The following is a 26,068-nucleotide window of genomic DNA, read 5'->3' as shown; positions in this document are numbered from 1 at the left end:
AGAAAAGGCTGACAAAGGAATTCTGATGTACATACGGACCATCATGTATATTCCCACAAAGCGATAAACCGTATTAAAATTCGAGACTTTCGCCGGGCTTCAATGCTTTCCCTTCAATACCTTCTTTATGAAGACGGTCACAGAAGCCATCTCCGTCCTGCTCTATACCGGGAAAAGTATTGTAATGCACCGGTATCACGCGGCTTGCCCGCAGCCATTTCGCTGCCAGCAAGGCATCCTCCGGTCCCATTGTATAACCATCTCCGATCGGCAATACTGCGGCATCGATGGAGTTGGTTTCTCCAATGAGACGCATATCGCCAAACAAGCCAGTATCCCCTGCATGGAAAAATGTTTTGCCTCCCATGGTCAATAAAATCCCCGCTGGCTCTCCCATGTAGATGGCTTGTCCGTTCACTGTCAAAGAGGAGCTGTGGAACGCCAGCGTAAACTTCACATGAAAACCGTCAAATTGGTGACCACCACCCAGGTTCATACCGTGTGCTTTGGTCCCCAAGGATGAACAATATTCAGCCAGTTCCGCCACCGCGATCACGGGGCAATCATTGCGCTTGGCAATTTCAACTGCATCCCCAAAATGATCGGCGTGACCGTGTGTCAACAGCACTGCATCCACCTGAATATCTTCGGCCTGTATGGTTGCTTTAGGATTCCCCGTCAAAAAAGGATCGATAATAATCCGTTTCCCCTCTGCCTCCACCAACACAACTGAATGTCCATAATATGTGATTTTCATAACATTTACGCCTCCTTTATCACTTTCATTATTTAGGTTACTTTCCTTTACCAATTATACCTCTTTTGCATACTGGCTTCACCTGCGCACACAAAATACGCTCACAAAGCTGAACCCTGTTGTTTAGAAAGGGCTGTTATTTGTCGCTTTTGGGATTTATACAAAATGCTCATTTATAAAAGGTATGATGACCGATTGTCTTCACCTTGGTACGCGAATGATGAACCGTAAGGTCCTGGGCCAACGTAAGCGAAAGGAAAAAACAGGTGTTATCAGGCACGGCTTTATGACCATTCAAAGCAGCCGTAACTGCACGGATGCAGTCCTGGTTAGGCTGAACACGACGAAGACGCCCGTTCGCAACCGGACTAAATTGCGCTTTTTGATAAATCACTGCCTGAATCGTATCGGGAAATGAGGCTGACCGCAGCCGGTTTAAGACAACGTTGGCAACTGCCACTTTGCCTTCGTACGGTTCGCCTTCTGCTTCTGCCATCACTATTTTTTGCAGCAGGAGCAGTTCTTTAGCGGAGACAGGATAGCTCCAGGTAGACAACGCCTTGTCATCCTGAGTGAGCATTTTTGTCTTCGTAAAGTAGATGGTTGTAGGAGGGGTTAGGATTGCGGACTTGCTATGCTGGACCTCAGGCTTTTTCTTGCCTGTAACAGCGTTATTCCGAGCTTGTTCCACCTGCTTCATCTGGGAAGCGGGTAACGGAGTCGGCATGATTTCTTTCCAGCTTGGCTGCCCATGAGCAGCGACAAAGATGGGGCTTGTCCTATTTGACCCGTTATGGGTCCCCATCCTGTCGCCATATGTAGGAATCGAAGTGTTCCCTGACCAGCTCAGAGATTGCATAGGTGCATTTTTATGATTATTCTGTGTTTGCTGAACCTCAGCGTAGAGGCCTATCCCCAATATACAAACAAGCAGCACACTCAAAAGAGGTGCAAACCAACGATGTTCTTTAACGATTTCCATAATGTTCCTCCCGTTAACTTTAAGCACATTCCTCAGATATGTAACCCAAAATGCGCTTTTTGAATAACGCTGAAACACTATATCACTAAATTTGCTGATAGATCAAGGGTTTCACCTCATTAATGGGAATGTTTGAATTATTTGGTACATTGGTTTTTGCCCCATTCGTGTTGCATATAACACAAATTCCCCCACTTCCCAAGGCTCGCCGCTTCGGTCATTTGACTGCCACATAGATGCTGAAACAGGCTCCCCTCCTGTATACGAACGTGCTACGGTGATATGGGGTCGATAAGGTCTTTCCTCGGGTTTAAAACCCAGCGGCTCGGTAGCTCGAAGTATCGACTGGTGCAACTGATCCAGCGACTCTCGCTGTCCGGTCACCCCCCTCCACAGTACACGCGGAAAGTCTTCACGTCCAAAAAAGCCCGCTTCACCCATGCCAAGCGTGAACGGGCGATGCTCAGCTGCAGCATGAACTAAAGCCTGCTCAAGTTTTGGAATAACCGAGGTCTCCACATCACCCAGAAACTGAAGTGTCACGTGATAATCTCTGAAGTCACTCCATTTGCGAAAAGACAAATGATTCAAATCCTGCTCCACCCAATGACGTAACTTCTTCTTGTGCTCGTCCGGGAGAGCGATCGCTGTAAAGAGCCTTTGCGATTCATCTTTCATCAACCTCTTCTCCTTTCTTATAAATATCCTGTACCTATCCCAAAAAGTAGCTGTTTGGTTGGTCCCTGATCAGGGTAAAGCCACTTGTTGTTATATATAATGACACCGCGAGCTTGTTTCTACCCTTATTATGCAAATTTTCCGGCAATCTGTTATCCTTGAAGGGATGGTTCGCCAGAATATATTGGAAACTCCAAGGAATCAAACATCGAGGAGGCTATGAATCATGGGAAGCATTTTAAGTTTACATCAACTGACGGAAGATCAAAAAAAACAGGTTCGTGCAGCGGCTCCGGGCTACGAGTTGATTATTGGCAAAGCCCAGGAATTGGAGTCTGAACAAATCCGTGAGGCCGAGGTTATTCTAGGCTGGTCCAAGCATATTGCCGAGGAGGCATTACATCCAGACAGCAAGCTGAAGTGGATACAAACCTGGTCGGCTGGGATTGATAAGCTCCCGCTTACCGAACTGGAAAAGCGCAACATAGCACTCACGAATACGAGTGGTGTTCATGCAATTCCAATCACAGAGCAGATCTTTGGAATGCTGCTATCGCATACCCGTTATTTACAGCAAGCGGCTCTCTTACAGCGTCAGAAAACATGGCAGCCACCGGAAGGTCAACTGACGGAATTACGTGGCAAAACGTTATTGATTACAGGTGTTGGCGAAATTGGCCGTGAAACCGCTCGAATTGCAGAAGCCTTTGGCATGCGGGTGATCGGGGTTCGCCGTTCCGGCAAGGAAGCTCCCCATGTAGAACACATGTACACAAACGAACAATTACATGAAGCATTGGGCGTTGCGGATATTGTAGTTAATATTTTACCATTCACTGAAGAGACCCATCACTTTTTTGACGAAAAAGCATTTGCAGCGATGCGTAAAGGAGCCTTCTTCATTAATGTCGGTCGCGGCAAGACTGTTCATACAGATGCGCTGGTACGCTCGTTGGAACAAAAACATATTGCCTTTGCCGGACTGGATGTATTCGAAGAAGAACCGCTACCTGCGTCACATCCACTATGGGGCTTGGATCATGTCCTTATTACTCCGCATATTGCAGGGGATACAGACCGATATGCTGAACGAGCGGTAGATATTTTTCTTACTAATTTGAAAGCCTATGCTACTGGTCAGGAGCTGCCGCTGAATTTGGTTAACTACAAAACCCAGTATTAACAAGCTACTTACAGATCCAGATTTCCCGACTCATACCTGTCTTATAGATACGGCATTGCTCCGTAATGGTCCAACCTGACTCGGATAGCAATGTTGCCATCGGCTCCGTGCTCACGATCACTGCCCGCGCGGCCAGGCGTCTCAGACTGCGCAGCATCTTTTTTTGTTCTTCAGCAGGGAGCACGGAGCACAGGTTATAGGGCATGTCCAAGATAGCCGCATCGTATGTGCCTGCGAGCATATTCATATCCCCCAGTTTCACCAGATCTTCTTCATACCCATAATGACGTAAATTTACTCGTGCCCCACGTACCGCCAACGGATTGATATCACAGCCGCGAATATTCTTGTCCATACTCAATGCCTCAATCATCACATTGCCCATACCACAACACGGGTCCAGCAGTTTCAAGGAGTCTGACTTTCCCTTAGATGCAGATCGATCATTTGCTGCCAAATTCACAAGTGCTCTAGCTACCAGAACGGGTAGGCCAGTAGAATAGTTTTGCGGTTTCTGACGACGTTCCTGCCACGATCTGTCGCTATACTCGCATATGCCCATTAGCCATCGCTCTCCTACTCGTATGACTCCTAGGATTACATCCGGTGTCTTCATTTGCGCCTGCCCCTGAATACGTGCGCCAATCCGGCGTTCTATCCCGCGCCGCTCGTCATAGTCAGCCTCATTGTCCCCTTCTTTAAGGCACAGCACCTTAAAGGTCTTTCCTTCCTCAAGCTGTAACCTGGAAGCCGCTTCGCATAGCTCTTCCAGCGTGTCCGCATCGGTGACGATATCCAGACGAAGATGGATAAACGGACTGGTCCCCGGCTCCAGCCGAAGATGGGACAACAGCATGGAACTATGCACAGGCTGCTGACCGAACAAGCATTTTAGTTCCAATAGACACAACTCACGCTCGGTTTCATGATACGCATAGGTATATATGTAGCTTGGTTTCATTTCATCTATATTAATTTTGTGTTTATTCATGTCAGATCTCTTTTCATCTTTTCATTTGGAATCAAGACTACAATTCACAGCCTCCGCTATCAGTCGATAGGAATGAAGCCGCTGCTCATAATCGGGAATGGGCGTGACCAACAGAAACTCATCATTATCATATTTGACCTGCAAGCTACGCAACCGTTCGGCAATAAGCGATGGTGTTCCCACCAGCCAACTGGCCCGTATCGCCGGATCGCCTAATGAAATCTGAGCAGCCCATTGCTGCGCCAACTCATCTGTCGAGGCACATACTGCTCCTACAGCAACCATAGTACGTGGTTTGTCCATCCGTGTGGATGGCTGAAAGCTGGAGCGGTAAATACTTAGCATTTCTTCCGTATGTTGTTCACTCATAAATTGGCCGAATACATAGCCCGTTGAATACTGCGCAGCATATTCGGCACTTTTTCGATTGGTACCCAGCATCCACAGCGCTGGCGGCTGTTCTGGCATTGGACGGGCAAACACGGGGGTCTGTTCATATTCATATGAGCCTTCCAACAAAGCCAATAGAGCTTCCATCTTCTGTGGCAGCTCGGTCACATGTTGAAGAAAATTGCCGCTTAGTGCCATCGAAGCATGAGGTCCCCCACCAGGGGCCCTCCCCAGGCCCAATTCGACTCTGCCCGGATAGAGAGCTGCCAGCAGATGGAACCATTCGGCGACCTTGACTGGACTATAATGCGGGAGCAAAATAGCACCCGCACCCAGTTGGATGGTCGTCGTCACCGCCCCGATATGAGACAACAGCACTTCTGGACTGGAAGAAGCCAGCCCCTCCATGTCATGATGCTCGGAGGTCCAGTAGCGTGTATATCCCCATGCTTCCGCCTGTTTCGCCAGCTTTACCGCCCATTGAACTGCTTGCTCCGGGCGATTGCCGGACAGCAGCGGTACCATATCAAGCACACCGAGATTCAACGAGTTAGTAGCTAAAGACTGAGGTTGCATATGCGCCTTTTTCTCTCCCTTCTATCCGTTCTAAACAAGTTTCTTCTACTATATAGGGTTAAATTAAAACGTTAGTCCAGGTCATAGATAGAACCTACCTTCAGGCCATATAACTCATTATAAATTTTTTCAGCAAAAGCATCGGTCATGCCTGCAATATAGTCAATGACCATATGCTCCCATGTCCAGATCGGTTTCGCCTTGGCCTGGTCGCGCTCATAGCGCTGGAGCCAGTCGCTTGGAATAATGGACTTGGATGTCTCAGGGTCCAGAAAAGCCAACCATAACCGTCTGAGCATCCATTCACTGCGTTTTTGCAGACGCTGTACGCGCAGATCGCGGATCATGGTGACCCAAGCAAAGCTTTTCAATACACTCACCGTGCGCAGCATATCCAAATCTTCGCTTCCATCCCGTACGAAGGTTACCTTTTTCCAGTTTCCATCATCAATTACACCTAAGCTGCTGACAAACAGGCTAACCCAGTATGCCTTCACTTCACGGCGGGTGCGAGAATAATCGTGTTCACACATCGGCATCTTGCCATTCCACACCTTCAAAAATTCGCTCAGCACTGCCGCTACCTTCTGCTCAATCTCAGCCAGTTGCCAGCCTTGCCAGAAGCTATCCTCCAACGTGGTAATTTTCTCCGTAATCAGACGAATCAAATATGGATCATATAAGAAATGCTCGTGTACCTCAATTTTCCCTGCCTTAATCCCATCCTCCAGATCATGCGCGGAATAAGCAATATCGTCGCAGAGATCCATGAGCTGGGCCTCCAGCGTTTTTTTTCCGTCAGGGATGCCCCAATCCTCGCGAATAGAACGTATATATTCCCACTCATGCAGGTACAACCCTTTTTTGTTCAAAATTCCTGGGTACGGGTATTTGTTGATCCCGAGCAGCACAGCGTCAGACAAATTCAAGCCATCCACATTCTCACGCTTCTCCAAAAACATAATCAGCCGGAAATTGTGTGCGTTCCCTTCAAAATGCTCATAAATTCGTCGCTCACGCGCATAGGCCTCCTGTCCACGCTTGGACTCTGGCGTGAAGCCTCCGGCGGATGATATCTTTTCTACCTTCGTCTCAATCAGTTGATCCAAGATCCCCTCCAGCACCTCTTCTCCCTTATGTCCGAACGGTGGATGGCCAAAGTCATGTGCTATCGATGCACACTCCACCACCTCAGGGTCAATGATCAGTCCTGCGTTATCCGCCTGTTCCAACTCTACCTCTGGATGACGGCGCAGCAAGCTTCGTGCTGCCTCACGCGCAATTTGCGCTACCTCCAAAGAATGTGTCAGCCGTGTGCGATAATAATCTCCTGTGCCTGCGCCAAATACTTGTGATTTCCCTTGCAATCGACGGAAAGTCGGTGAATGGATCAATCGGGAGTAATCCCGTTCATATGCTGCCCGTGAAGCGTCGCTTCGTGTCTGTTCCGCGAATTGCCGATGCTCTCTCTTGTCCTGCCATGTCATAAAGCTCACTCCCTACGTACTCAATTGGAGTGATTATACATTTTTTTCACGCCTCAGGAAAGCTCACATGAGTTTCATTTATATGTAAGCGTCAAACTAGCGCATTATCGCCTATCAAGCCAAGCCAGTGTTCAGACGATGAGTAATAAAAAAGCAAGTCCAAAAAAACTTAATATAGGGTAAATAGCATAATAAAATAAAACTAGACTTTATATTTAATGGTTTTGAGTTTGATTATTTTCTACAACGTTACTTCATAAACGCACCCGATTGTTGAAGATTATTTATTAACTAAGACCTGTTGAATTGCCCCCTAATGCTATCATTTTAACTATGTACCTAATTATCAGGCTTGCTGTTGAGAGAGATTTTGAAAAATTAAAAACGCCTATCTATCAAGATAGACGTAAAGTATAACAAGCTTTAAAGAGGTTGATAACTCGCCTCACGCGTTTTTACTTTCACACTAATTTTTGTAATATAATCTTTTTCCTCTTTTGCTGCAATCGAGTGCAGTAAATATTCCTCATAAATATCACCATCTAACGCCAACTGCTCCTGTTCTAAATAAGCGAGTAGCGTATTATAAGTCTCAGTCTGTGAGATTTCATCATAAGGTCCTTGATGATAAATGACCGCGTAGTGTCCAGCTGGTTTCATTCTTGCTAACGGGTCATCTAGGCGACAAAATAGGTAGCTTACGCCTTCAAACTTCTTATTTAAAAAATCTTCTTTTGTATACACAGTACCGTATGCGGCTGTGCTTTTAATCCCAAGCTTTTTTAAAAATGGCGTAGTTTGCTCGTAAAGTTCCTCCATTGATAACGACGACCAATCTATTTTCTCGTCGCTATACACAACAGGTTCGGCTGGTAATTGCTTCATCAATACTTCTTCAAATGATACTTCTTCCATCTCTTTTGTCAGGGCAACCGTTCGTTCTAGGAAAAACTGAATATCTTGTAACTTCTGAATTTCCATTGCCACTTTTTCTTGCTGTTCCATTGCTAATTGTTGTAACGCTTGTACGTTAGGCGCGTCAAAATACGTTTTGAGTTCTTTAATCGGTACCTCAACTGCACGAAGCGATTGAATCGCTACAAATTGATCGAACTGCTCAAATGTGTAGTAGCGATAGCCATTATCAAAGGTGCCTGCAGGCTTAAATAAATCGATTTTATCGTAATAAAGTAATGTATCTTTATTGATTTCAAGTAACTTGGCAAATTCGCCTGTCAAATATGTTTTTTCGAATGTATTTTTCATCTCTTTTCACTTCTTTCTTTACTCTGGAGTTACTCCATACCTTACACTATTCCTTGCGAACATAACACGAAAACATAAATGAGACAAGCAATTACTAAGGTGTTGAACGCACTTAGGTTGATGAGGAAGAGTGCCCTGGGGTATATTGATCAATTAATTGAAAACTACGGGTTCGCAGCGGTTTTTATTGTGCTGGCCCTCGGGTTATTTAGCCTGCCGATTCCCAATGAAGTGATGGTACTATTTGTTGGCTATTTTACGAAAATCGGGCTGTTACATTATAGTTTTTCTTTCTTAGGTGTTTTTAGTGGGTCACTGATAGGCATGCTTGTTAGTTATGAAATAGGCAAAAGAATCGGTAGTCCACTACTAATTTGGCCTGGTAAATGGTTTGGTTTCTCACTGAAATGGCGTAATAAGGCAGAACGCTGGATTCAAAAATACGGATCCCCGGCCATTATCGTCAGCTATTTTGTTCCTGGCATGCGCCATGTTACGGGGTACTTTTGTGGCATTTCGCATATGCCTCTAAAATCGTACATGCTATATGCTGGGGTGAGTGCTTTACTTTGGAGTCTACTATTTTTAACAATCGGACGAATATTTTAATCAGTTTAAGAGAAAGGTGTTTTAGAGATGACAAAACAAAATGAACAAATTACGATAGCCCCTGTACCGCAGGAAGAGCTAGCAATATTTAAGGAAGAATTACAAGAGGCATTTATGAAAGGGTTACAAGATAGTTTTCAAGAAGCAGAGGATCCAACAGAAATGGGACCAATCCCATCCGATGAGGATTTCGAGCATTCACTTACTGCAAAAGATTCGGTTGTGCGTCAAATTGTACTAAATGGCGAAAGAATCGGTGGCATCGTATTAAAAATTAATCCCGACACACAGCGAAACGAAGTGGACTTCTTGTATACAAAGGCTAATGCACACGGCAAAGGTCTTGGTACAAAGGCATGGGAAGCGATAGAAGCAGCGTTCCCAAAGACGAAGGTTTGGGAGCTACATACACCGTATTTTGAAAAGCGGAACATCCATTTTTATGTGAATAAATGTGGCTTTAAAATTGTGGAGTTTTATCACCGAGGCAATCCAGGACCGAGTATTGAAGGAGAAGAGCCTGAATCTGATGCAGATTATGAGTTTTTCCGTTTTGAAAAGGTCATGACAAAAGAAAGCAGTGAAGCGTAATGCAAGGAAAGGTCTCACAGCTTTGGGCATTGATGAATCGCAGTCAAATGGCGAAGGGGCAATTAGTCTTTTTATTTTTCATTAGTTTAGTTGAGGTTGCAACCGGGCTTGCTGTCCCCCTGTTAACGATGAAGCTCATTAATCAAATTTCAGATGCGGGTTTTGCCGTAACATCACTCTTGCCAGTCATTGCGATTTTAATTGTGCAAGCGATGTTAAGTGCCATTGCATTTTATCTGATGCGCCGTTTAGGTGAAAAGGTTGTCGCGAATTTAAGAACAGAAGTATGGGAACATATGCTACATTTACGTTTATCGTATTATGATGCGCATGAATCAGGCGAAACGATGAGCCGCATTACGCAGGATACAAATGTCGTGAAGGAGTTTGTGACCGAGCAGCTCGTGTCCTTTGTGTCAGGACTATTTGCGATCCTCGGTGCCGTTGTTGTTTTACTATGGATTGACTGGAAAATGACATTGCTACTCCTGATTGCTGTGCCACTGACAATTTTTGTGACGTATCCATTAGGCGAAAAAATGTATGCCATCTCAGTAGAAAATCAGGATGAGCTAGCAGGCTTTGGCGGACGATTAGAACGTATTTTATCGAATATTCGTCTTGTGAAAGCGTCGCAAACGGAGCAGCAGGAGCTAGCAGGCGGTAAAAAGCAAATTCAGCAGCTGTACAAGTACGGTTTAAAGGAAGCGAAGATTGTTGCGATTCTTTCGCCACTGATGACGCTACTCATGATGGTCGTATTGATTGCGATTTTCGGCTATGGTGGCTCACAGGTAGCAACAGGAGCAATCACTTCAGGCGAGCTTGTTGCCATTATGATTTATTTAGTGCAAATTATTATGCCATTTACACAAATGGCGACGTTCTTTACCAATTTACAAAAAACACTTGGTGCGACAGAGCGTATTGTTGAAGCACTCAATGTGAAGCGTGAAGTACAAGACGGGAAACCAGTATCTGCTACACCACTACCTATCCACTTCCAAAACGTATCGTTTAAATATAATGAAAAGTATGTATTAAATGACATGACATTTACGTTAGAACCGAATGAAACGACCGCCTTTGTCAGCAGAAGTGGTGGTGGGAAAACGACGATGTTCTCCCTTATTGAACGATTTTATGACGTGACATCAGGTGCGATACTGTATGGTAACGAAAACATTGAGCAATTTAACTTAACAGAGTGGCGTGGGCTGTTTGGCTATGTAAGTCAAAATGCACCGTTATTAAATGGAACGATTCGTGACAACGTCATGTACGGGACGAATGGAGCAAGCGAACAAGAGGTACTTGCCGCATTAAAAGCAGCCTATGCCTATGATTTTGTCATGCAGCTGGACAAACGCCTCGATACAGAGGTTGGTGAAGGAGGTATTAAGCTTTCAGGTGGTCAAAAACAGCGTATTGCGATTGCTCGTGCGATTTTACGAAATCCGAGAATCTTATTACTTGATGAGGCGACATCGAACTTAGATAACGAATCAGAGCGTGAAGTGCAGCTTGCCCTTCAAGCGTTAACGAAAAACCGGATGACGATCATCATCGCCCATCGATTATCCACGATTACAAGTGCAGACCAAATCCTTGTCTTTGAAGAAGGACGCCTGTCAGGTCAAGGCACACATGAAGCATTACAAAAAACACATCCGTATTATCAACAACTTTGGCATAATGGTCGTTTAACTGAAGATTAGACTATAGGATCATTGCTTCCTTCCATTCCCATACGCTGCGAAGCAGCGGGGAGAAGGTTAGTAGCGTCTCCAGTCGGGTACGGCTCTCCTCTACCAGCGATTCCGCAGGCGGATTGAGTAAGCGATGGTGGACTTTTAGGTAAGTCCTTCATCCTCCCACTATGGGATGGTCGTCAAGGTAGATATAAAAAGGGATGTACGCCGCTATTCAAGTCCGCACCGAGATACGCAACGTTTGAAAGAACTATACAACGAAAGAACGAGCGTGGAACGTTGTAATTCTCGGATGAAAACCTATTTGACCGCAGATGCCATGCACATCTGGGGGATTCAAAAGGTGACCACTCACCAATACCTAAATGCCATTGTGTTGCTTGCTTCTGCGTTAGCCATGGCCCGTCCATTAAAGAAAGCTACCGCTTAAATTTTTGATTCAACAGAAATTCTGCAGGTCTGTCCATTTTTGGAATTCAAGGAGAAACTGAGCTAAAATGCTGTTCGCTCAGGCTTAATATACTGATGCCTAATTTTCAAAAACGAAATTATGCAAAATGCTCATGTAAAAAGGTGTCCCCCAGCCATTTGATTCAGGCCAGAGAACACCTCTTTACTCAACTTTATATACCTCACCACTTTTGCCCTAACGCTTCGCTCTTGGGTCCAAAACATCCCGCAGGCCATCCCCCATCAAATTAAAGCCCAATACGGTCAGCATGATAGATATGCCTGGGAAAATAACTGTCCACGGCGCATTTTGGATATATTGCCGCGAATCGGACAACATTTTGCCCCACTCGGGTTCAGGAGGTTGTGCACCCAAGCCCAGAAATCCGAGCGCTGCCGCTTCAATAATGGCCGTTCCGATCCCCAACGTCCCCTGTACGATGATCGGCGTCAGGCTATTAGGCAAAATATAACGGAGTATGATTCGTCTATTATTAGCTCCAAGCGCTCTGGCAGAAGTAATATACTCCTCCGTTTTAACACTCAGCACCTTGGAGCGAACCAATCGCCCATACGTTGGTACATTGACAATGGCAATAGCGTATAACGCATTTTCCAACGAAGGCCCCAGAATCGCCACAATAGCAATTGCCAGCAAAATACCTGGAAATGCCAGCAAGATGTCGAATAGGCGCGAAATGATCATATCAGCCCATTTTCCATAAAATCCGGCAATTAATCCTAAAGCCGTTCCTACAATCATTGAACCAATAACGGACAAGAAACCGACCCACAACGAGATTCTGGCGCCATACAGCGTACGAGTCAGCAAATCACGACCAAGATCATCGGTACCGAACCAATGCTCTGCGGAAGGAGACTGCAAGCGGCTCACCAAATTTTGCTCTTTATAGTCAAAAGGAGCGATCCAGGGCGCGATCAAAGCAATGATGACAAAGAAGATAATAATGCTCAGACCGACGAATGCCATTTTATTGTGACGGAAAGCTCTCCACGCATCTCTCCAAGGGCCTGACACCACAGGCAAATGCGCCAATGTACTACGTGTCGTCGGTATGTTATTGGGTTCGATTGAAAATTGTGACATCGGACAACCTCCCCTCTGACCAATTGACGACTTGATTACTGATAACGAATACGCCGGTCGAGAACAGCGTACAGCAAATCGACAATCAGATTAATGATGACGAACAGGAACGCAATGATTAAAATTCCGCTTTGGATAACCGGATAGTCACGCGAGCTGATCGCTTCAAAAATGTACCGTCCGATGCCAGGCCAGGCAAATATGGTCTCTGTCAGTACGGCGCCTCCCAATAACGATCCAGTCTGAAGACCGATGACAGTAAGCACAGGGATCGCAGCATTTTTAAGCGCATGTTTGTACACGACTTGAAAAGATGCCAGCCCCTTCGCCCGAGCCGTGCGGATATAGTCCGCATCCATAACTTCCAGCATGCTGGAACGGGTAATACGCGCTATGACCGCCATTGGAATCGTCCCCAGTGCGATACTGGGCAGGATCAAATGCTTGATGACGGTCCACACCTGATCCATACGTCCACCTATGAACGCATCAATCACGGCTAGATGTGTCACAGCTTCCATCGGATCACGGGAATTCATGCGTCCGATGGAAGGGAGCCAATGCAGCTTATTAGCAAAGATCCATTGCTCCATCAAGCCTAACCAAAAAATCGGCATCGATACTCCGACCAGGGCAATGACCATGCTGACATAGTCAAACCAGGAATTTCGCTTCCAGGCACTCACGATGCCTGCATTCATACCCACGACAACGGCAAAAAACATGCTTGCTACCGTCAACTCCAGCGTAGCCGCCAGATAAGGGACCATTTCCCGGGCAATCGGCTGCCGGGTGCGAATGGAATCGCCCAAGTCCCCTCGTGCCAGTTCACTTAGATAGGTCCCATATTGCTGTAACCACGGCTTATCCAGCCCTAATTGCTCACGCAGCGCCTGTTTGGACTGTTCCGTGGCCTTGTCCCCGAGTATCGTTTCTGCCGGATCACCGGGAATAGCATGAATAATCGAAAACACGATAAGCGTCATCCCCAGCAATACGGGAATCAATATGGCCAGCCTTTTTACAATATATGAATTCATATGCTATTCACCGCCTGCTTGCGTTTAGGCTATTCAAAATAAATATTACTATACGCTTCAATACCTGCCGGAGAAGGTACAAAACCCTTAAGATTGGCTTTGCCTGCCATCAACGGTGTGCTGTGAACCAAGGGAATCCAAGGTGCATCCTGTTTAATAATGACTTGTGCTTGTTTATACAATTCCGCACGCTTATCTTGATCAACCTCAACCTGCGCCTTCACCAGTATTTTGTGAAGTTCCTCATTCACATAAAAACTGCGGTTATTGCCTGGGATCGTATCCTTGTCCAGCAATGTGTAAAGGAAATTATCCGGGTCGCCATTGTCCCCATTCCATCCCAACATGTACAGATCATCCTTCTCTCCAGCTTTAAGATCATCCAGATACGTAGCCCATTCTGGAGATTGGATGTTGACTTTGACTCCTATTTTTTCAAAATCAGCTTGAATGGCCTCTGCTACCTTTTTGCCGTCAGGCATGTATGGACGCGATACCGGCATTGCATAGAAGGTTAACGGCTCTGGAAGTCCGTTAGGGAAACCCGCTTCCGCTAGCAAAGATTTAGCCTTATTCAGATCATAAGTGTAGTCCTCAATGCTTTCGTCGTATCCCCATAACGTAGGTGGCATCGGATTGACCGCAGGCTTGGCCTCCCCCGCAAACAATGCATCAATAATGGCCTGTTTGTTCACTGCGTGATTCAGCGCCTGCCGCACCTTGGGATTATTAAATGTCTTTTTCTTTAAATTAAATCCAATATATGCCACATTAAAGGAGGGACGTTCGATTTTTACCAACTCGCTGTTACCTTCCAACTGCTTCGCATCATCTGGATTCAAATCTTCCATCAGGTCAATTTCTCCGTTTTGCAGAGCATTAAATCGCGCAGTGTTGTCTGGGATAGAACGAACGATGACCTTAGCCAGCTTTGGCTGTCCTTCTTTCCAATAAGTTGGATTCTTTTCTAATGTGATCGTATCGTTTCGTTTCCATTCCTTAAATACAAACGGCCCTGTGCCGACCGGATTACTCTTAAAATCAGCCTTTTTCTCCTTAATAGCCTTGGGACTTGCAATACTAAAGGATGGCATAGCGATATTTTGTAAAAAAGGAGCCTGCGGCTTGTTCAGTGTAAACTGAACGGTATTCGCATCCACCGCTTTAACCTCCTTAATCACTCTACTTCCATCGGGCCCGAACATAGAATCATAATAGTCAAACGAGTCACCCTCAAATTTGTATGGACTTTTCGGATCAACCCAGCGGTCAAAGTTAAACACAACCGCTTCTGCGTTAAAGTCACTTCCGTCATGGAATTTTACGCCCTGACGCAGCTTGAACGTATAGACAAGTCCGTCCGGTGATACTTCCCAGCTCTCTGCGAGCCCCGGCTGAATCTCCGTGGTACTTTCCTTGTATTCCAGTAGTGTATCAAACACCTGCATTCCGATTTTTAACGACTCACTTTCAGTCACAATGGCAGGATCTAGCGCCACGGAATCCCCGCCACGCCCATAAATCAACGTGTCCTGCGCGCCTTCTCCCGCTCCACCTGAAGGTTGTCCTGCTTCTGGTTTTGCTCCTTCACCTGATCCCCCACAACCGGAAAGTACCAAAACAGTTCCTAGCGCAAGTACCAGCAATACGGTCCAGATTTTGTGTTTTACGTACTTTTTGCTCATGCAGCGAACCCCTTTCACACCTTATATATTGTTAATTCGTTGATACCGGATAAATACCAATTCTTTGGATTGGCATGACAAGCTTGTCCTCAAGCTGTAGCCCCAAGTTCCGAGTTCATCAAATAGGTGTAGTAGTAGGGAAGGTATGAAGGTTCTGGACAGGCTTTTATTGAAGAATACAGGCACAGACAGCATTCATAATCTAGTGGTGTTAGAGGTGCAGTAGGGTAATGGAATAGACGTAATGTCATAAAAGGGAAGAGGATTGTGTTAGGTCATGGAGAATGTGTGATAAATACTCACAGCTAGTGAATATTAGTTTCATACAAAGTTGATTATTGGATACTTTACTATAAAATCTGGAAGCAGACAAGGGGGTTTTTCATACATTACCATATGTTTTTATACATCATGTTAATTAATGTTACAAATCAATTCACACGTTCATATCAAATAAAAGCTCCTGCTTGTGGTCCTCAACCTCCAAGCAGGAGCATGTTATTACCTCAAAAATGTATTCAGCACCAAACCTACAGATACGGCTTGAGGACCTTTTACGATGGAAAAATGATCGCCAGGCACTTTATGGGTATACATTTCCCCTTTACAATACAATTCCCATCCTTTATATCCTAATTCCCAGGTATGTTCTGAAATAAACAAACATACAGGGGCCGTTACAGCTCGATCTGGCTGGTAAACATGCTGCAGTGACAGCGTCTCAGAATTGCCAAAAGCTCAACGCGTTCTTCTTGCTCTTCCAATTGGCAGGTCATTTCAAAAGCAATCGTCCTCATTCCGAATATGTATGTCCAAGCTATAATTCAAATCATTGATTTTACGGTTCGTCAGCAGAATGTTCATTTCACACCTTCGGACTTTGAAACTGCTCAGATTAGTCAGGAGGATATTGAGTTGCTTTTCGAATAAAGGTACATTTTGCATTTACCCTTTTTCGGGATTCAGCATATTTGGAGGTCATGAAGAACATCACTTAGCCATAAGGGCAGGCGGCCGCATTTAACCGCCTGTTTATTTAGGCTTCGAACGTAGCTGTTTTACTCATTTTATTTAAAAGTGGGATGGGCAGTGATGAGGTCCTTCGAAGATTACTTGGTTGTTTTAAACGCACCCAGACGGTTCAGCACGACCAGTAAGCGATAAAAATCATAACTGCTTGGCAGCTTCGCATCCACAATCGGGCTTGCCGGATTAACTGCAACGGCAGCAACCATCGCTTCCTTGGCCCAGGCCGGTACAGGCATAGCCTGACGCGTCTCCAGTTCAGCTACTCGCTGATCCACCTTTTTAATGTAAGCACTCTGTTCATTTAATGTTTGCTTGAGCACATCTCTACTATCTTCAAGGGCGGTGACCTGCTGCTGCAAGGCCTTAAATGCCGCTTTTTCCTCTGCTGTCATTGGCTCTTCCCCCTCTTCTCCTGCAAATGCTTGACGTAGCTCAGCCTCTGTTCCAGCATATACATTCAGATCAACAGGCCCTTGAATGCCATCAACCCGTCCACTGTCGCTGTATTGCCAGAAGTCCCAGCGCTTCCATGCTGTGGTATCACTGGGCACTCGTGTACTATAACGTGCAATCCACAGTTTATAACTACTCAGTAGGGCTTTAAAATGGGCAGCAAAAGCATTGCCCGTATATACCATCGGCTTGCGGCCGCTTACTCGTTCAAATTCCGTCAAAAATGCCAGCGCTACCTCATGAATCGCGGCCGAATTAAGCTTTCCCGGATTATTTTCATAATCCATCACCGCTGGCAAGTCCAGCGCTTTCGCACCACCCACCTGATCCAGCACCTCGGCGAAATGTCTGGCTTCCGCTTTGGCTGCGTTTACACTGGTCGCATCTACAAAATGATAAGCTCCCAGCAGAAGCCCGGCAGCCCTGATCCCTTTTGCATTTGTCATAAATGTCGGATCAACGTAACGCTGTCCTTGACTTGCTTTAATAAATGCAAACGATTTACCATCGGCTCGCACACGTTTCCAATCAATCGTTCCCTGATATCGGGATACGTCAATGCCTTCGGCAGCATTAGGGCTGCGATTTTGCATAAGGCGCTCCCTCCTTGTCATTCATAATGTTGTAGCACTCTGTCTCTGTTGTATATGCTTGGACCATGGAAACGGTCTGGGCTTTTCCACTTTTACGCCGAAAAAAGGCGAAAGGTAGTCTTCCTTTTTTGTAATGGCGACGGTCAGCACTTTATGAAGCTTTATTTTCTTTGTCGGAAGGGTCGGTTGGCTTTATTTTTTTTTCACTCGATTTGGACTCAAAAATGGCTACCGCATTCCGCAAAATATCCGGCATCGGCACTCCCATTCTGCCCACATTTTCTATAATGGACAACAGCTCGTTCGCCAAATAAAAGAAAACGACGGCATCCCGGAAGTAATGTGCATCCCCGAGAATACCATCGATTAGATGGGCTACCGTAATGAGCAAAAACACGGTAACCTTGCGAAAAATACCGTAATACCCTTGGCGGCTTTTCAGCTCCCCATTAATCCAGGCCGCTGCCCATCCGGTGAAAAAGTCGATCACGACCATCCACCACAGCAACGTCAACATTGTAGTCCACCCCCCGAAAAAATAACCGATCAAGGTCCCCGTGGAAAACCCCAGCCAAATCTGATCGATCTTTTCATGCATGTTTGTTCCCCCTTTTGAACCTAGGTGTAAAGTAAATGCTCTTGGTTGATCCAAGGGCATAAAAACAATGAATTTTATTTTGTTCTCTATACTGTTTTCTTACGGAAAATAGAGTTATACCATTTAACCGTTTCTTCCTGTTCATTCGGAGCATCGGTTGATAACGAGTTATCTACATTGCCCGCTACTAGATCAGAACGCTTGGATAAAATAATCTTCATTACTTGTTCACGCTCTTCTTCATTTAAAGCGTAGCCTCCCATGATCGTTGCTATATCGCCTTCTCCGCGCTCATAGCGAGTGATGCATGCATTAGCACAAATACGCATTTGAGCCTCTGTTAAAGCTGCCATGATTATGACTTCACCTCTTTTTATAAAGATTGCTGTTACAAATAATCGTTAGCACACGTTATTTTCCTGTGCCACCAAACATGAGCTGGGTCAACGTCACTTCGAGATCTGCAATCCGCTGCTTCAGTTGATCTGTCTCACTTGGCTGTTGCTCCGCTTTTTGTGTCAGTTCCTTAATTGCTTCATCACTCAGCCCTTCACTCCAGAACGTCGCCGGGTCTCTTCGTTCTGGAGTCTTAAAAGTGGGAGCAGGATATATAGGTTCGGCTCCACGCTCGTTTTCCGGCTTATTTCGCCACTCATCATGCTGCTTCTGAAATAAAGCTTGGGATTCGTTGTTCAACTGATCAAGGGCTTTTTGTGCTTCTATCAGCTTTTGATTATATTCCGCTTCATAGGTCAGCCAACCTTGGATGTCAAAACGGGGCTGATATAGACCAGATGGCACTGGAATCCCTACTGTATAACCAGCAAGGATGCTTTCTGAATTTGTTCCATCTGTGGTACTAGATCTACTGTCAGCAAGCCGATGGGTGTCTAGTTGCTGGTTTGTATCAGATAGCGTAGGCGAAGATAGAGAATAAAAAGGGACGATACCTGAAAAGGTATCGTCCACCAGCTCGTCCTCTAGATAGAGACCGTTTGCATTTACTTTAGGTACTGCTCTCATTTGTCAGACCTCCTTAATTCGTTGGAAACCGAATGCTGTCTAGCCTAATCCAGTTATCGTAAACATACTTCAGATTACCTCTTACACTACCATCTGACCTTATGACAATCCCCTCTGCCTCTTGCCCATGCGTGGAACTACTAACCCAACACGAGATTACAGTATACGGAGCCGACGGCCTAAACTCCGGTGGTAGATTAAAGAGAAGAACGTCTCCGCTAATCGGAACCTTTATCGCTCCCCTAAAAAGTACCATGCCGTCTGACATTTTTGTGTACTGCGGTTTATTAGCATCTGTTTCTGGAGTAGCACCGCTAAGTAGCGTCGGCGTAATCCACGCTGGACTGTCCTTATCCGCTTTCTTACTCTCCAACACCGACACACGCGCCGTATTTTGCCGTATGTTGTCTATCAAGTCCAGAAGCAATGTTTTTTCGTTTGCAGCATAGCTGCCTATAAAAGATACTACAGGAGGCTTGTCCAGCATCAAGTATGTGGCACTGTAAGTGGATGTTTGGTCAAAGTTTGATCTTGCTATTTGCCCATAAGCATAGAACTCACCACTATAGACGTAAGTCCCTTTATACCACGAAAAATCCTCCGCACCGTTTTTATATATACTAAGTATTTTACCCGAAGGGTATTGAAACCTCGTGCCTGAATTAATTGAATTTATATACACACTTACGGGATCCCTATCATCCAGTTTAACAACCTCGCGCAATACAATTCCTGTACCTACTTCAACCTGATTATCACCCTCCACAAAGGAAAGTTGGCCCTCAGATGCGACAGGCTCTACTGTAGGCGTTGCAAGTTGGTATACAAGTTGGTACGGTGTGTACCCTGCGTATGATGTCACAGGTACCGACGCTACAGGGTTTGCAGAACCAACACGCGGAACATAATATTTAGCACCCGTTCCGTTCCATGTCGCCGTTGTAGCGGCTTGGGCTTGTGTTGGCGTGAATGTGCCAGCGTCATACACCTTCCACCCGTAAAAATAAGCTTTGATGTCGTCTTGTGCTGGACTGTAGCTGTCGGCCCATCCACTGTCTGCCATGCTAACACCGATGTAAATGTCACCCGCTGCGGTGACGGCGTTTGTGTCGGCTGTGTTGCCTGTACTCCCTTGTGGTAATACCTTACCATCAAACTTCGTGCCGGTGCCGCTTGCAGCCACAGCACCAGCCGCCAACGCTACCACTTTAACCTGTCTGACTCCAGCAGTAGCGGCAGCGTCTCCAAGTACCCATGCTCTACTACCATCCAACGTTATCCCTTTCCATTTCTTAGCCTTGAAGTATTGCCCATCTTGCTCAAATACCGTGTCCGCATTACCTCCTGTAACTGGATCGGCGTACAGGTCTGTTTGCAATGCCAGCATGGAATGCTCGCACGGTTTGAATGGTTTGGCCATGCTACCGATATTGAGCATAGGGTTTTCGAGTGTGTACGTACCTGCCCCTGTGTTTGTAGCGTAAATTCGTACCCTTTTAGTTGTCGTCTTGGTCGTAAACGTTACTGTGACAATTCTATTTTCATTATCTGTTGTGCTGTATACAGTGGTTTCAAGACCTGTATCGTCTGTCTCAACCACAGTTACACGCCCGTTAACTTTAACAGTCAGGGTGTAAGTTGTTCCCGGAACCACAGGCACATACACATTAGATTGATCCACAGATACGGTAGCCACTGTTTCCAACTTATATGGATTTATCACCTTAGCTCTCTCGCCTAGCGTCCACTCGTAAAACGGGGGAATCAAATTTTCTCCGTACCGTATGGCATATGGATTGCGTACAGGCATTACACTATCCACATAAGGATATTTGGTGTCAATTTGTTCGTCGGTCATTGTTGCCAACGCTGTGTATTCTGCTGCAGAAATCTCATAGATACGTGCAGCCTCAAAATAAGAATACTGTCCTACAGTACCCTGTGTCACCAAATCTATATTAGTAATAATATCGCTGGTAGGAGCCAGCCTAAACCAAGCCGTAGCAAATTTAGTTTTATCCTTAACTATAACTTTCGATTCTACTAGAGCATTCGGAGCCGAGATTCCTGCATCTGTAGCGTTACCCACTTTCGCTCTTACAATTGCAACATAATATTTCCCAGATAAAAATTTAAAATTACTATAAAATCCCACTCCAACGGTATATCCAGGCTTGATTGTTACCTTTAACGAATTGGGCATTGTTCCTTTATTCAAATTATCTAGTGCTATATCGGCTTGATACGGTGTTACCCCCATTAAGCTACTCAAATTTCCCCATCTTCCCAACAAATTCACCAACGTACGCCCGCTCAGCCCCGTCAACGAAAATGGCGCGGCCTTTTCCGCATGAACAATCTGTACACCGGGTTCCAAAGTTACCGCCTTACGTTCCGTCGTATCCAGGCGCTTCTTAATCTCATTTACACCGTCATTCACCTCACCTGCAAATTCATCAACTGATCGCCAGTTTTGATCCAAATACTTTTCCAAATCAAAATACGTCGTTTTGGGCGATGTGCGGTCAATTTGATTTAAACCAAGATTCGGTGTTTTTTCGCTTGCCATGTTATGCGCCACCTCCTAAATATCTATCCTGTGTTGTATGTTCATTTTCATAGAGGGTCATAGACTCCACTTCGGCAATGGTCAGGTAACGTAATTTATACTCCACTGCCATGTGAGCAGGCTTGATCTCCTCAATGGCTGCTTTCAGGTCCTCCACGTTGGGAGGAATCCCGATGGTATCTATAAATTTGACCGTAAATCCCCATTCGGCAGGATGAAAAGTAACCTCTACCGTGCCTCCGTCATACGCTTCAGCTACATTTTTGACAAGCCGGCCGGAAAAAGTTCCTGCCCCTCGCAGCTTCGATTCCACCACGGCACGCCGTTGATCCAATGGCTTCGCCAGGTCGGTTTCGATCCCCAGCTCCATTTCCCAGCGTTCCAACCCCCAGGTGGCAGTACGTACGAAAAACTGTCCCACCGTTGCATCCATTGCAAGATACAAGGCGTCCAATTCGCTTCCTTTAGCATCCATATTGGAACGCATCACACGTGAGGTTTCATAATAGGCGGGCAAATAGGAAAGCAGCTCGCGTCCCCGCTCGCTGCTCATTTGATCCACTGTATCTCCCGCTATTGCTACCCTGTTAACAAAAGTGCCACTACGGTTTGCGCGTTTTCCCTGGTCTGTGTTATTCAATAAATCTTCAAAACTGTTTGTCTCATCGTTACTCACTGACGCTCACCGTCCCCAGCACGGCCACCTGACCTGATCCAATCTCAATATTCTGATTGCTCTGTCCATTAATTTTCAGTTCAGAGAAATCAATAATAATCGGAATGTCCAGCAGCACAGCAGAAATCCGGGTATATCGTACCAACGGGTCTGCCTTGTAAAAAGCAAGCTGCTTCAAATACGTCCGCACACCGTTTTCGATCAGCTTTTTGATTTCATCCAGTGTCGACGGCTTTTCTTTGGTACGCTGTACCTTGACCGAAATGTTAATCTCCACTTCTGCCGCTGGCATGATCGTCACCACGGGGCCCGCTGGTGCTAGCCCTTCGCCTTGCCCATCCTGGGTCGGATCAATATACTTCTGCACTGCAGCCACGATATCCGGGCTGGCTGCTCGTTTATCCGTATCCAGCACATATAACCCCACTGTTCCTGGCCCTTTCCAGAGCGGAACAACCTCCACGCCACCAACGCCAGCTATCTCGCTCGCCCACTGGGTATACTGCGCCTTGTTGCCACTTGTGCCCTGGTTCCGCACCTTGGCATAAAAACGCTCCAGCAACAGTTGGTCGCTCTCAACGTCTGTGCCGCTTTTGGTTTCCTCCGTATTGATCACAGAGGAAACCCCGCTAATCGGAGTAGCCATCACCTGGATGACGCCTGCTGGAACATTGCCGCGGCGTCCATGATTGACCGCCCGAATGATCGCTTCTCCTGTGCCCTGCTCATCCAGCGTGACCGAGGCCGTGGTCGCATACTCAATGGAGGCTTCTCCGGACACATCATCTGCCGGAGTCGCCACCAACGTTCCCGCTGGGATAGTTGTCCCCGCTGTGCCTGTGAACTTGACCTTCCCTGAGGCCGCAACGGCTTCCCGCCGAGTCACTCCATGTTCTGCTGTCCGCAAATCCAGCTCTGGCGAGCGGAAATCCGGGTTATCGCTGGCTGCTGTGCTGGCAAAGCCTCGACGCAGCAGTTCCTGCGCCCAGATTGCGGCTTCAGAAAGCATAAACGCCACCGGCGCCTGTGCATCCCAAATAAAAGAGCCCTCGGACTTATCAATGTCCGAAGGCACTTTTTCCAGCATTCGATTTAAAATTTCCTCTTCCGTCTGGTCTACCAAATATTCCGGCAAGTCTGCCATTAGATCACCACACTTTCCACAATTTCCGTTTCATCTCGCACGTTCGTAATCTGGCAGCTAAAATAGCATGCCTCACCTTCCCAGCGAAACGTAAACTGATCCACACTAGCCGTACGTGCATCTGCTAGCAACGCCTCTGTGACCATGCGTTTAATTTCACTTTCCTGCACACCGTGCCCATAGCTGCTGCCAATCAGCTCCTCGAGCTCACTTCCATAGTCAGGCGAATAGATCACATGCCGATAACGAGGAGTGCGAATCGCTTTTTCACACCACTGTACCCAGGCTTCTTTCTCGCCTGTAGTCACGATTTTACGACTAGGGCTCATAACAAACTCGCCGGCTTCAAAATCAAACCTCCAGCTTCGTCCAAATACTGCACGGTTATCCTCCAGCATATCTGGATCGGTCACGTCTGTGTCTGTCCAGATCATATCATCTGTTTCGGGAAATAAATTAGCCACGTCCATTCACCACCTTGCACACGACCACCACATCGTTACCACTATTCACCCGCACCGCCAGTACCCGATCCCCGGGCTTAAGTCCTTTGTTCAGACTCAGATTTACATCCTCCAGCTCATCTTCCCCGATATAAAAGGAAGTTTTTAGCTCTTTGCCTTCCCAATTTTCTGATTCCACCGAGGTTGAGGTGCCTTTGTACATATGGCGCGGTACAGATAGCAGCCCCGGCAGCTCGGCGACCAGATAATCCTGGAGCTCATGTTTAAAATCGTCCAGCTTGAGTCCTGTGGAGGTGATAGTACCTAATACTGCACCTACTCCACTCAGCGCTTGCTTGGTATGTTTATGAAATGAGGATTGCAGCGCAGTGGCTAAATGCCCGTAGGGGTCCTTATTCAAGGTAAAACCTCCTTTTTACATCGTCATACGTTCCGAGCTCCAGCGACATACTGCCCGGGTTGCCCAATTCCCTGCTCACTGAAATCACCAGCAGCTTCATGGCCCCTAACATTACCGCGTCTCCTGCTCGAATCGTGTTCATATCTGGCGCATTTACCGATATCGTTTGTTGTATGCCTCTCAGCTTACTTTTGGCCAACTCGCGTGCCGCTGCACCCGACTTCACCTCGTCATCCTGCACGATTACCTGAAGGGTTCCATATTTGGCAATGTCCTTTTCTTCAAGTGCCATCACTTTGGAAGGAACCTCTTTGCCCGTCTCGCTTGCCGCTGTAGCCAGCACCTTCACTCTCGTGGCCGCACCTTCCAGCGTACGGGATTGTGTCGTATCGGTCACTCTTTCCAAAATGTACACATCTTTGTTCGTGCCCAGTTCATAAAGCTCCAAACCGGAAGTAACCATCCGTGGATGATACAGCTTGCCTCCCGCTTTTGCCGTTTCCCGCAGATCTCCCAGCATCATGGAGTAAATGGACTGTGTTCGGTATACAGCGCGCCCGAGCTGCTTTTTTGTGTCTGGCAATGAAGCCATTTTTAGTTTCCAATCCCTCGCATACTTCTGAAAACGCTGGGTAGCTGTCTGCTTGGCAGGGAGCAAATATTCATCCTCGGACTTGTCCAAATATACGGTGCGATCATATATCGTCAGTGTCATACGTTTGAGCCCATTGTTCGAAGTTTCTACTTCCCAAATAACGCCTGGAGACAGCAACGGGACATAATCCTTTTTACCATAAGGAATCCCTCTTACCCGAATCGACATCCCTGGAGAAATGGGCGGCATATCCGGCGTAACCACCAAATTGACCGTGCCCTGATAAGCGATTTGCTCCAGCGAATCCCTCAAATTAATGTTCTCTACGAGAGGTGATAAATCATATTTATCCTGTAAAATGACTTTGTAGCTCATGATAACACCAGCTTTTGACCCGGTTTAATAGAATTTGGATTTTGTCCAATGACCTTTTTGTTAAGCTGATAAATGCGACTCCATTGCGAGCTGTCCCCCAACTCCAGCTTGGCAATTTTGGACAAGGAATCTCCCGATTTAACCGTGTAAGTCTTCTTTTTTTCTTTCATATCCGTGCGAGGCTTTTTGTTCACTGTAGCAGACTTCGCTCCACTGCCGGCTTTTTTGGCCACTTTCATTTCACTCCAGGTTCGCAGTGACAAATCAAAATTCACATCCCCATATTCCCCGCCCCGAAAGGTTGAATTATGCGAAGTCACAATTACAGGTACATTCACGGCTGTCTCTGTAATGATAAAGCGTAGCGGGCTCTTGGATAACAAAAAGCCATTCAACGTGTTCATGGCCTCCTGCGGATCAGGGATATCTTCATATGTGCAATACGCTGGATTGTATTCTTTCGGAAAAAAAGAAGAGAAGGAGATTTCCTTCACCTTCTCTCCTTGCGGAAAATCAAACTCCCCGTAGGACAAGATCGTCGTTGTATCAAATCCTTTTTGTCGTGAAATCGTTACTTCCTCAGGATTTACTGGAAACTGAAACTTTTTCCCCTTACCATCCGTCAAACTAAACTCCATACTATT

The 26,068-nt window shown here is 46.2% G+C and carries 25 protein-coding genes and 2 pseudogenes; 5 read left to right on the top strand and 22 right to left on the bottom strand.

What is annotated here, in order from left to right; genetic code table 11:
• Positions 1–73: 73 nt before the first annotated feature.
• The 3 genes from EGM68_RS06195 to thpR all read right to left on the bottom strand — a co-directional run bounded on the left by EGM68_RS06195 (position 74) and on the right by thpR (position 2,417).
• Positions 74–757 carry a metal-dependent hydrolase gene (locus EGM68_RS06195; protein ID WP_013369807.1) on the bottom strand — a complete coding sequence of 228 codons (684 nt, stop codon included), beginning with the start codon at positions 755–757 and terminating at the stop codon, positions 74–76.
• A 169-nt stretch (positions 758–926) separates the two neighbouring features.
• A complete protein-coding gene (locus EGM68_RS06190) occupies positions 927–1,739 on the bottom strand; it encodes a cell wall hydrolase (RefSeq protein ID WP_025678639.1) in 813 nt (270 codons plus the stop codon).
• Between the two features lie 111 nt (positions 1,740–1,850).
• On the bottom strand, positions 1,851–2,417 hold the full coding sequence (gene thpR, locus EGM68_RS06185; RefSeq protein WP_025678637.1) for an RNA 2',3'-cyclic phosphodiesterase: 567 nt from the start codon (positions 2,415–2,417) through the stop codon (positions 1,851–1,853).
• A 226-nt stretch (positions 2,418–2,643) separates the two neighbouring features.
• Here thpR and EGM68_RS06180 point away from each other — a divergent pair, with 226 nt between their 5' ends.
• Positions 2,644–3,600, top strand: coding sequence for a D-2-hydroxyacid dehydrogenase (locus EGM68_RS06180; protein WP_025678635.1), 957 nt, complete (start codon positions 2,644–2,646; stop codon positions 3,598–3,600).
• Between the two features lie 4 nt (positions 3,601–3,604).
• Here the strand turns inward: EGM68_RS06180 and EGM68_RS06175 are convergent, their stop codons facing one another.
• The 4 genes from EGM68_RS06175 to EGM68_RS06160 all read right to left on the bottom strand — a co-directional run bounded on the left by EGM68_RS06175 (position 3,605) and on the right by EGM68_RS06160 (position 8,310).
• Complete coding sequence (locus tag EGM68_RS06175; protein WP_025678633.1) at positions 3,605–4,591, bottom strand: methyltransferase domain-containing protein; 987 nt, start codon at positions 4,589–4,591, stop codon at positions 3,605–3,607.
• Positions 4,592–4,612: 21 nt separating this feature from the next.
• Positions 4,613–5,557: an MsnO8 family LLM class oxidoreductase gene (locus EGM68_RS06170; RefSeq protein WP_129548841.1), complete on the bottom strand. Its 945-nt coding sequence runs from the start codon at positions 5,555–5,557 to the stop codon at positions 4,613–4,615.
• Positions 5,558–5,628: 71 nt separating this feature from the next.
• Complete coding sequence (locus tag EGM68_RS06165) at positions 5,629–7,044, bottom strand: deoxyguanosinetriphosphate triphosphohydrolase family protein (protein ID WP_129548840.1); 1,416 nt, start codon at positions 7,042–7,044, stop codon at positions 5,629–5,631.
• Between the two features lie 423 nt (positions 7,045–7,467).
• Positions 7,468–8,310, bottom strand: a complete 843-nt coding sequence (locus EGM68_RS06160; protein ID WP_090736387.1) for a MerR family transcriptional regulator — start codon at positions 8,308–8,310, stop codon at positions 7,468–7,470.
• A 78-nt stretch (positions 8,311–8,388) separates the two neighbouring features.
• Between EGM68_RS06160 and EGM68_RS06155 the strand changes: the two genes are divergently transcribed.
• From EGM68_RS06155 to EGM68_RS06145, 3 genes are read left to right on the top strand one after another with little or no spacing between them, the layout of a single operon-like run.
• Positions 8,389–8,919 carry a DedA family protein gene (locus EGM68_RS06155; RefSeq protein ID WP_240664129.1) on the top strand — a complete coding sequence of 177 codons (531 nt, stop codon included), beginning with the start codon at positions 8,389–8,391 and terminating at the stop codon, positions 8,917–8,919.
• Between the two features lie 27 nt (positions 8,920–8,946).
• Positions 8,947–9,510: a GNAT family N-acetyltransferase gene (locus tag EGM68_RS06150; protein WP_029516178.1), complete on the top strand. Its 564-nt coding sequence runs from the start codon at positions 8,947–8,949 to the stop codon at positions 9,508–9,510.
• On the top strand, positions 9,510–11,228 hold the full coding sequence (locus EGM68_RS06145) for an ABC transporter ATP-binding protein (protein WP_129548839.1): 1,719 nt from the start codon (positions 9,510–9,512) through the stop codon (positions 11,226–11,228). Before EGM68_RS06150 ends, EGM68_RS06145 begins: the two co-directional genes overlap by 1 nt.
• Positions 11,229–11,241: 13 nt before the next feature.
• On the opposite strand, the pseudogene EGM68_RS26490 reads toward EGM68_RS06145, so the two are convergent.
• Positions 11,242–11,367: pseudogene (locus tag EGM68_RS26490) on the bottom strand (ISL3 family transposase); the annotation flags it as partial.
• A 9-nt stretch (positions 11,368–11,376) separates the two neighbouring features.
• Here EGM68_RS26490 and EGM68_RS06135 point away from each other — a divergent pair.
• A pseudogene (locus EGM68_RS06135) lies at positions 11,377–11,652 on the top strand (transposase); the annotation flags it as partial.
• A 216-nt stretch (positions 11,653–11,868) separates the two neighbouring features.
• On the opposite strand, the gene nikC reads toward EGM68_RS06135, so the two are convergent.
• The 14 genes from nikC to EGM68_RS06065 form a co-directional block, all read right to left on the bottom strand.
• On the bottom strand, positions 11,869–12,780 hold the full coding sequence (gene nikC / locus EGM68_RS06130) for a nickel transporter permease (RefSeq protein ID WP_064962398.1): 912 nt from the start codon (positions 12,778–12,780) through the stop codon (positions 11,869–11,871).
• Positions 12,781–12,815: 35 nt separating this feature from the next.
• Positions 12,816–13,820, bottom strand: a complete 1,005-nt coding sequence (locus EGM68_RS06125; protein ID WP_129548838.1) for an ABC transporter permease — start codon at positions 13,818–13,820, stop codon at positions 12,816–12,818.
• Between the two features lie 29 nt (positions 13,821–13,849).
• Positions 13,850–15,505, bottom strand: a complete 1,656-nt coding sequence (locus EGM68_RS06120) for an ABC transporter substrate-binding protein (protein WP_129548837.1) — start codon at positions 15,503–15,505, stop codon at positions 13,850–13,852.
• Between the two features lie 1,109 nt (positions 15,506–16,614).
• Positions 16,615–17,580, bottom strand: coding sequence for a glycoside hydrolase family 25 protein (locus tag EGM68_RS06115; protein WP_129548836.1), 966 nt, complete (start codon positions 17,578–17,580; stop codon positions 16,615–16,617).
• A 151-nt stretch (positions 17,581–17,731) separates the two neighbouring features.
• Positions 17,732–18,178 carry a phage holin family protein gene (locus EGM68_RS06110; protein WP_129548835.1) on the bottom strand — a complete coding sequence of 149 codons (447 nt, stop codon included), beginning with the start codon at positions 18,176–18,178 and terminating at the stop codon, positions 17,732–17,734.
• Between the two features lie 86 nt (positions 18,179–18,264).
• The gene (locus tag EGM68_RS06105) at positions 18,265–18,531 is read right to left on the bottom strand and encodes a hypothetical protein (RefSeq protein ID WP_129548834.1); all 267 of its coding nucleotides are present in this window, start codon (positions 18,529–18,531) and stop codon (positions 18,265–18,267) included.
• A 58-nt stretch (positions 18,532–18,589) separates the two neighbouring features.
• Positions 18,590–19,201, bottom strand: coding sequence for a hypothetical protein (locus EGM68_RS06100; protein ID WP_129548833.1), 612 nt, complete (start codon positions 19,199–19,201; stop codon positions 18,590–18,592).
• Between the two features lie 13 nt (positions 19,202–19,214).
• Positions 19,215–21,770: a hypothetical protein gene (locus tag EGM68_RS06095; RefSeq protein WP_013369785.1), complete on the bottom strand. Its 2,556-nt coding sequence runs from the start codon at positions 21,768–21,770 to the stop codon at positions 19,215–19,217.
• A gap of 1 nt (position 21,771) precedes the next feature.
• Positions 21,772–22,323: a YmfQ family protein gene (locus tag EGM68_RS06090; RefSeq protein ID WP_254207735.1), complete on the bottom strand. Its 552-nt coding sequence runs from the start codon at positions 22,321–22,323 to the stop codon at positions 21,772–21,774.
• A gap of 115 nt (positions 22,324–22,438) precedes the next feature.
• Entirely contained in the window at positions 22,439–23,590 is a 1,152-nt protein-coding gene (locus EGM68_RS06085) for a baseplate J/gp47 family protein (protein ID WP_129548832.1), read from the bottom strand.
• On the bottom strand, positions 23,590–24,060 hold the full coding sequence (locus tag EGM68_RS06080) for a DUF2634 domain-containing protein (RefSeq protein WP_129548831.1): 471 nt from the start codon (positions 24,058–24,060) through the stop codon (positions 23,590–23,592). Before EGM68_RS06080 ends, EGM68_RS06085 begins: the two co-directional genes overlap by 1 nt.
• Positions 24,047–24,454: a hypothetical protein gene (locus EGM68_RS06075; protein WP_013369781.1), complete on the bottom strand. Its 408-nt coding sequence runs from the start codon at positions 24,452–24,454 to the stop codon at positions 24,047–24,049. Before EGM68_RS06075 ends, EGM68_RS06080 begins: the two co-directional genes overlap by 14 nt.
• On the bottom strand, positions 24,447–25,424 hold the full coding sequence (locus EGM68_RS06070; RefSeq protein WP_129548830.1) for an XkdQ/YqbQ family protein: 978 nt from the start codon (positions 25,422–25,424) through the stop codon (positions 24,447–24,449). The genes EGM68_RS06075 and EGM68_RS06070 overlap by 8 nt, the downstream gene beginning before the upstream one ends.
• On the bottom strand, positions 25,421–26,062 hold the full coding sequence (locus EGM68_RS06065) for a LysM peptidoglycan-binding domain-containing protein (protein WP_129548829.1): 642 nt from the start codon (positions 26,060–26,062) through the stop codon (positions 25,421–25,423). Before EGM68_RS06065 ends, EGM68_RS06070 begins: the two co-directional genes overlap by 4 nt.
• Between the last annotated feature and the right edge of the window lie 6 nt (positions 26,063–26,068).

Origin of the sequence: Paenibacillus sp. M-152, from assembly GCF_003856555.1 — a bacterium.
Lineage (GTDB): Bacteria > Bacillota > Bacilli > Paenibacillales > Paenibacillaceae > Paenibacillus > Paenibacillus polymyxa_C.
Note: the sequence above shows the minus strand (reverse complement) of the source record. Positions and strands in the feature narration are given on the sequence as shown.

Excerpts from the sequence above, each read along its gene's own strand:
- EGM68_RS06195 (WP_013369807.1), bottom strand. The coding sequence starts at position 757 with ATGAAAATCACATATTATGGACATTCAGTTGTGTTGGTGGAGGCAGAG.
- EGM68_RS06190 (WP_025678639.1), bottom strand. The coding sequence starts at position 1,739 with ATGGAAATCGTTAAAGAACATCGTTGGTTTGCACCTCTTTTGAGTGTG.
- thpR (WP_025678637.1), bottom strand. The coding sequence starts at position 2,417 with ATGAAAGATGAATCGCAAAGGCTCTTTACAGCGATCGCTCTCCCGGAC.
- EGM68_RS06180 (WP_025678635.1), top strand. The coding sequence starts at position 2,644 with ATGGGAAGCATTTTAAGTTTACATCAACTGACGGAAGATCAAAAAAAA.
- EGM68_RS06175 (WP_025678633.1), bottom strand. The coding sequence starts at position 4,591 with ATGAATAAACACAAAATTAATATAGATGAAATGAAACCAAGCTACATA.
- EGM68_RS06170 (WP_129548841.1), bottom strand. The coding sequence starts at position 5,557 with ATGCAACCTCAGTCTTTAGCTACTAACTCGTTGAATCTCGGTGTGCTT.
- EGM68_RS06165 (WP_129548840.1), bottom strand. The coding sequence starts at position 7,044 with ATGACATGGCAGGACAAGAGAGAGCATCGGCAATTCGCGGAACAGACA.
- EGM68_RS06160 (WP_090736387.1), bottom strand. The coding sequence starts at position 8,310 with ATGAAAAATACATTCGAAAAAACATATTTGACAGGCGAATTTGCCAAG.
- EGM68_RS06155 (WP_240664129.1), top strand. The coding sequence starts at position 8,389 with ATGAGACAAGCAATTACTAAGGTGTTGAACGCACTTAGGTTGATGAGG.
- EGM68_RS06150 (WP_029516178.1), top strand. The coding sequence starts at position 8,947 with ATGACAAAACAAAATGAACAAATTACGATAGCCCCTGTACCGCAGGAA.
- EGM68_RS06145 (WP_129548839.1), top strand. The coding sequence starts at position 9,510 with ATGCAAGGAAAGGTCTCACAGCTTTGGGCATTGATGAATCGCAGTCAA.
- nikC (WP_064962398.1), bottom strand. The coding sequence starts at position 12,780 with ATGTCACAATTTTCAATCGAACCCAATAACATACCGACGACACGTAGT.
- EGM68_RS06125 (WP_129548838.1), bottom strand. The coding sequence starts at position 13,820 with ATGAATTCATATATTGTAAAAAGGCTGGCCATATTGATTCCCGTATTG.
- EGM68_RS06120 (WP_129548837.1), bottom strand. The coding sequence starts at position 15,505 with ATGAGCAAAAAGTACGTAAAACACAAAATCTGGACCGTATTGCTGGTA.
- EGM68_RS06115 (WP_129548836.1), bottom strand. The coding sequence starts at position 17,580 with ATGCAAAATCGCAGCCCTAATGCTGCCGAAGGCATTGACGTATCCCGA.
- EGM68_RS06110 (WP_129548835.1), bottom strand. The coding sequence starts at position 18,178 with ATGCATGAAAAGATCGATCAGATTTGGCTGGGGTTTTCCACGGGGACC.
- EGM68_RS06105 (WP_129548834.1), bottom strand. The coding sequence starts at position 18,531 with ATGGCAGCTTTAACAGAGGCTCAAATGCGTATTTGTGCTAATGCATGC.
- EGM68_RS06100 (WP_129548833.1), bottom strand. The coding sequence starts at position 19,201 with ATGAGAGCAGTACCTAAAGTAAATGCAAACGGTCTCTATCTAGAGGAC.
- EGM68_RS06095 (WP_013369785.1), bottom strand. The coding sequence starts at position 21,770 with ATGGCAAGCGAAAAAACACCGAATCTTGGTTTAAATCAAATTGACCGC.
- EGM68_RS06090 (WP_254207735.1), bottom strand. The coding sequence starts at position 22,323 with ATGAGCAGCGAGCGGGGACGCGAGCTGCTTTCCTATTTGCCCGCCTAT.
- EGM68_RS06085 (WP_129548832.1), bottom strand. The coding sequence starts at position 23,590 with ATGGCAGACTTGCCGGAATATTTGGTAGACCAGACGGAAGAGGAAATT.
- EGM68_RS06080 (WP_129548831.1), bottom strand. The coding sequence starts at position 24,060 with ATGGACGTGGCTAATTTATTTCCCGAAACAGATGATATGATCTGGACA.
- EGM68_RS06070 (WP_129548830.1), bottom strand. The coding sequence starts at position 25,424 with ATGAGCTACAAAGTCATTTTACAGGATAAATATGATTTATCACCTCTC.
- EGM68_RS06065 (WP_129548829.1), bottom strand. The coding sequence starts at position 26,062 with ATGGAGTTTAGTTTGACGGATGGTAAGGGGAAAAAGTTTCAGTTTCCA.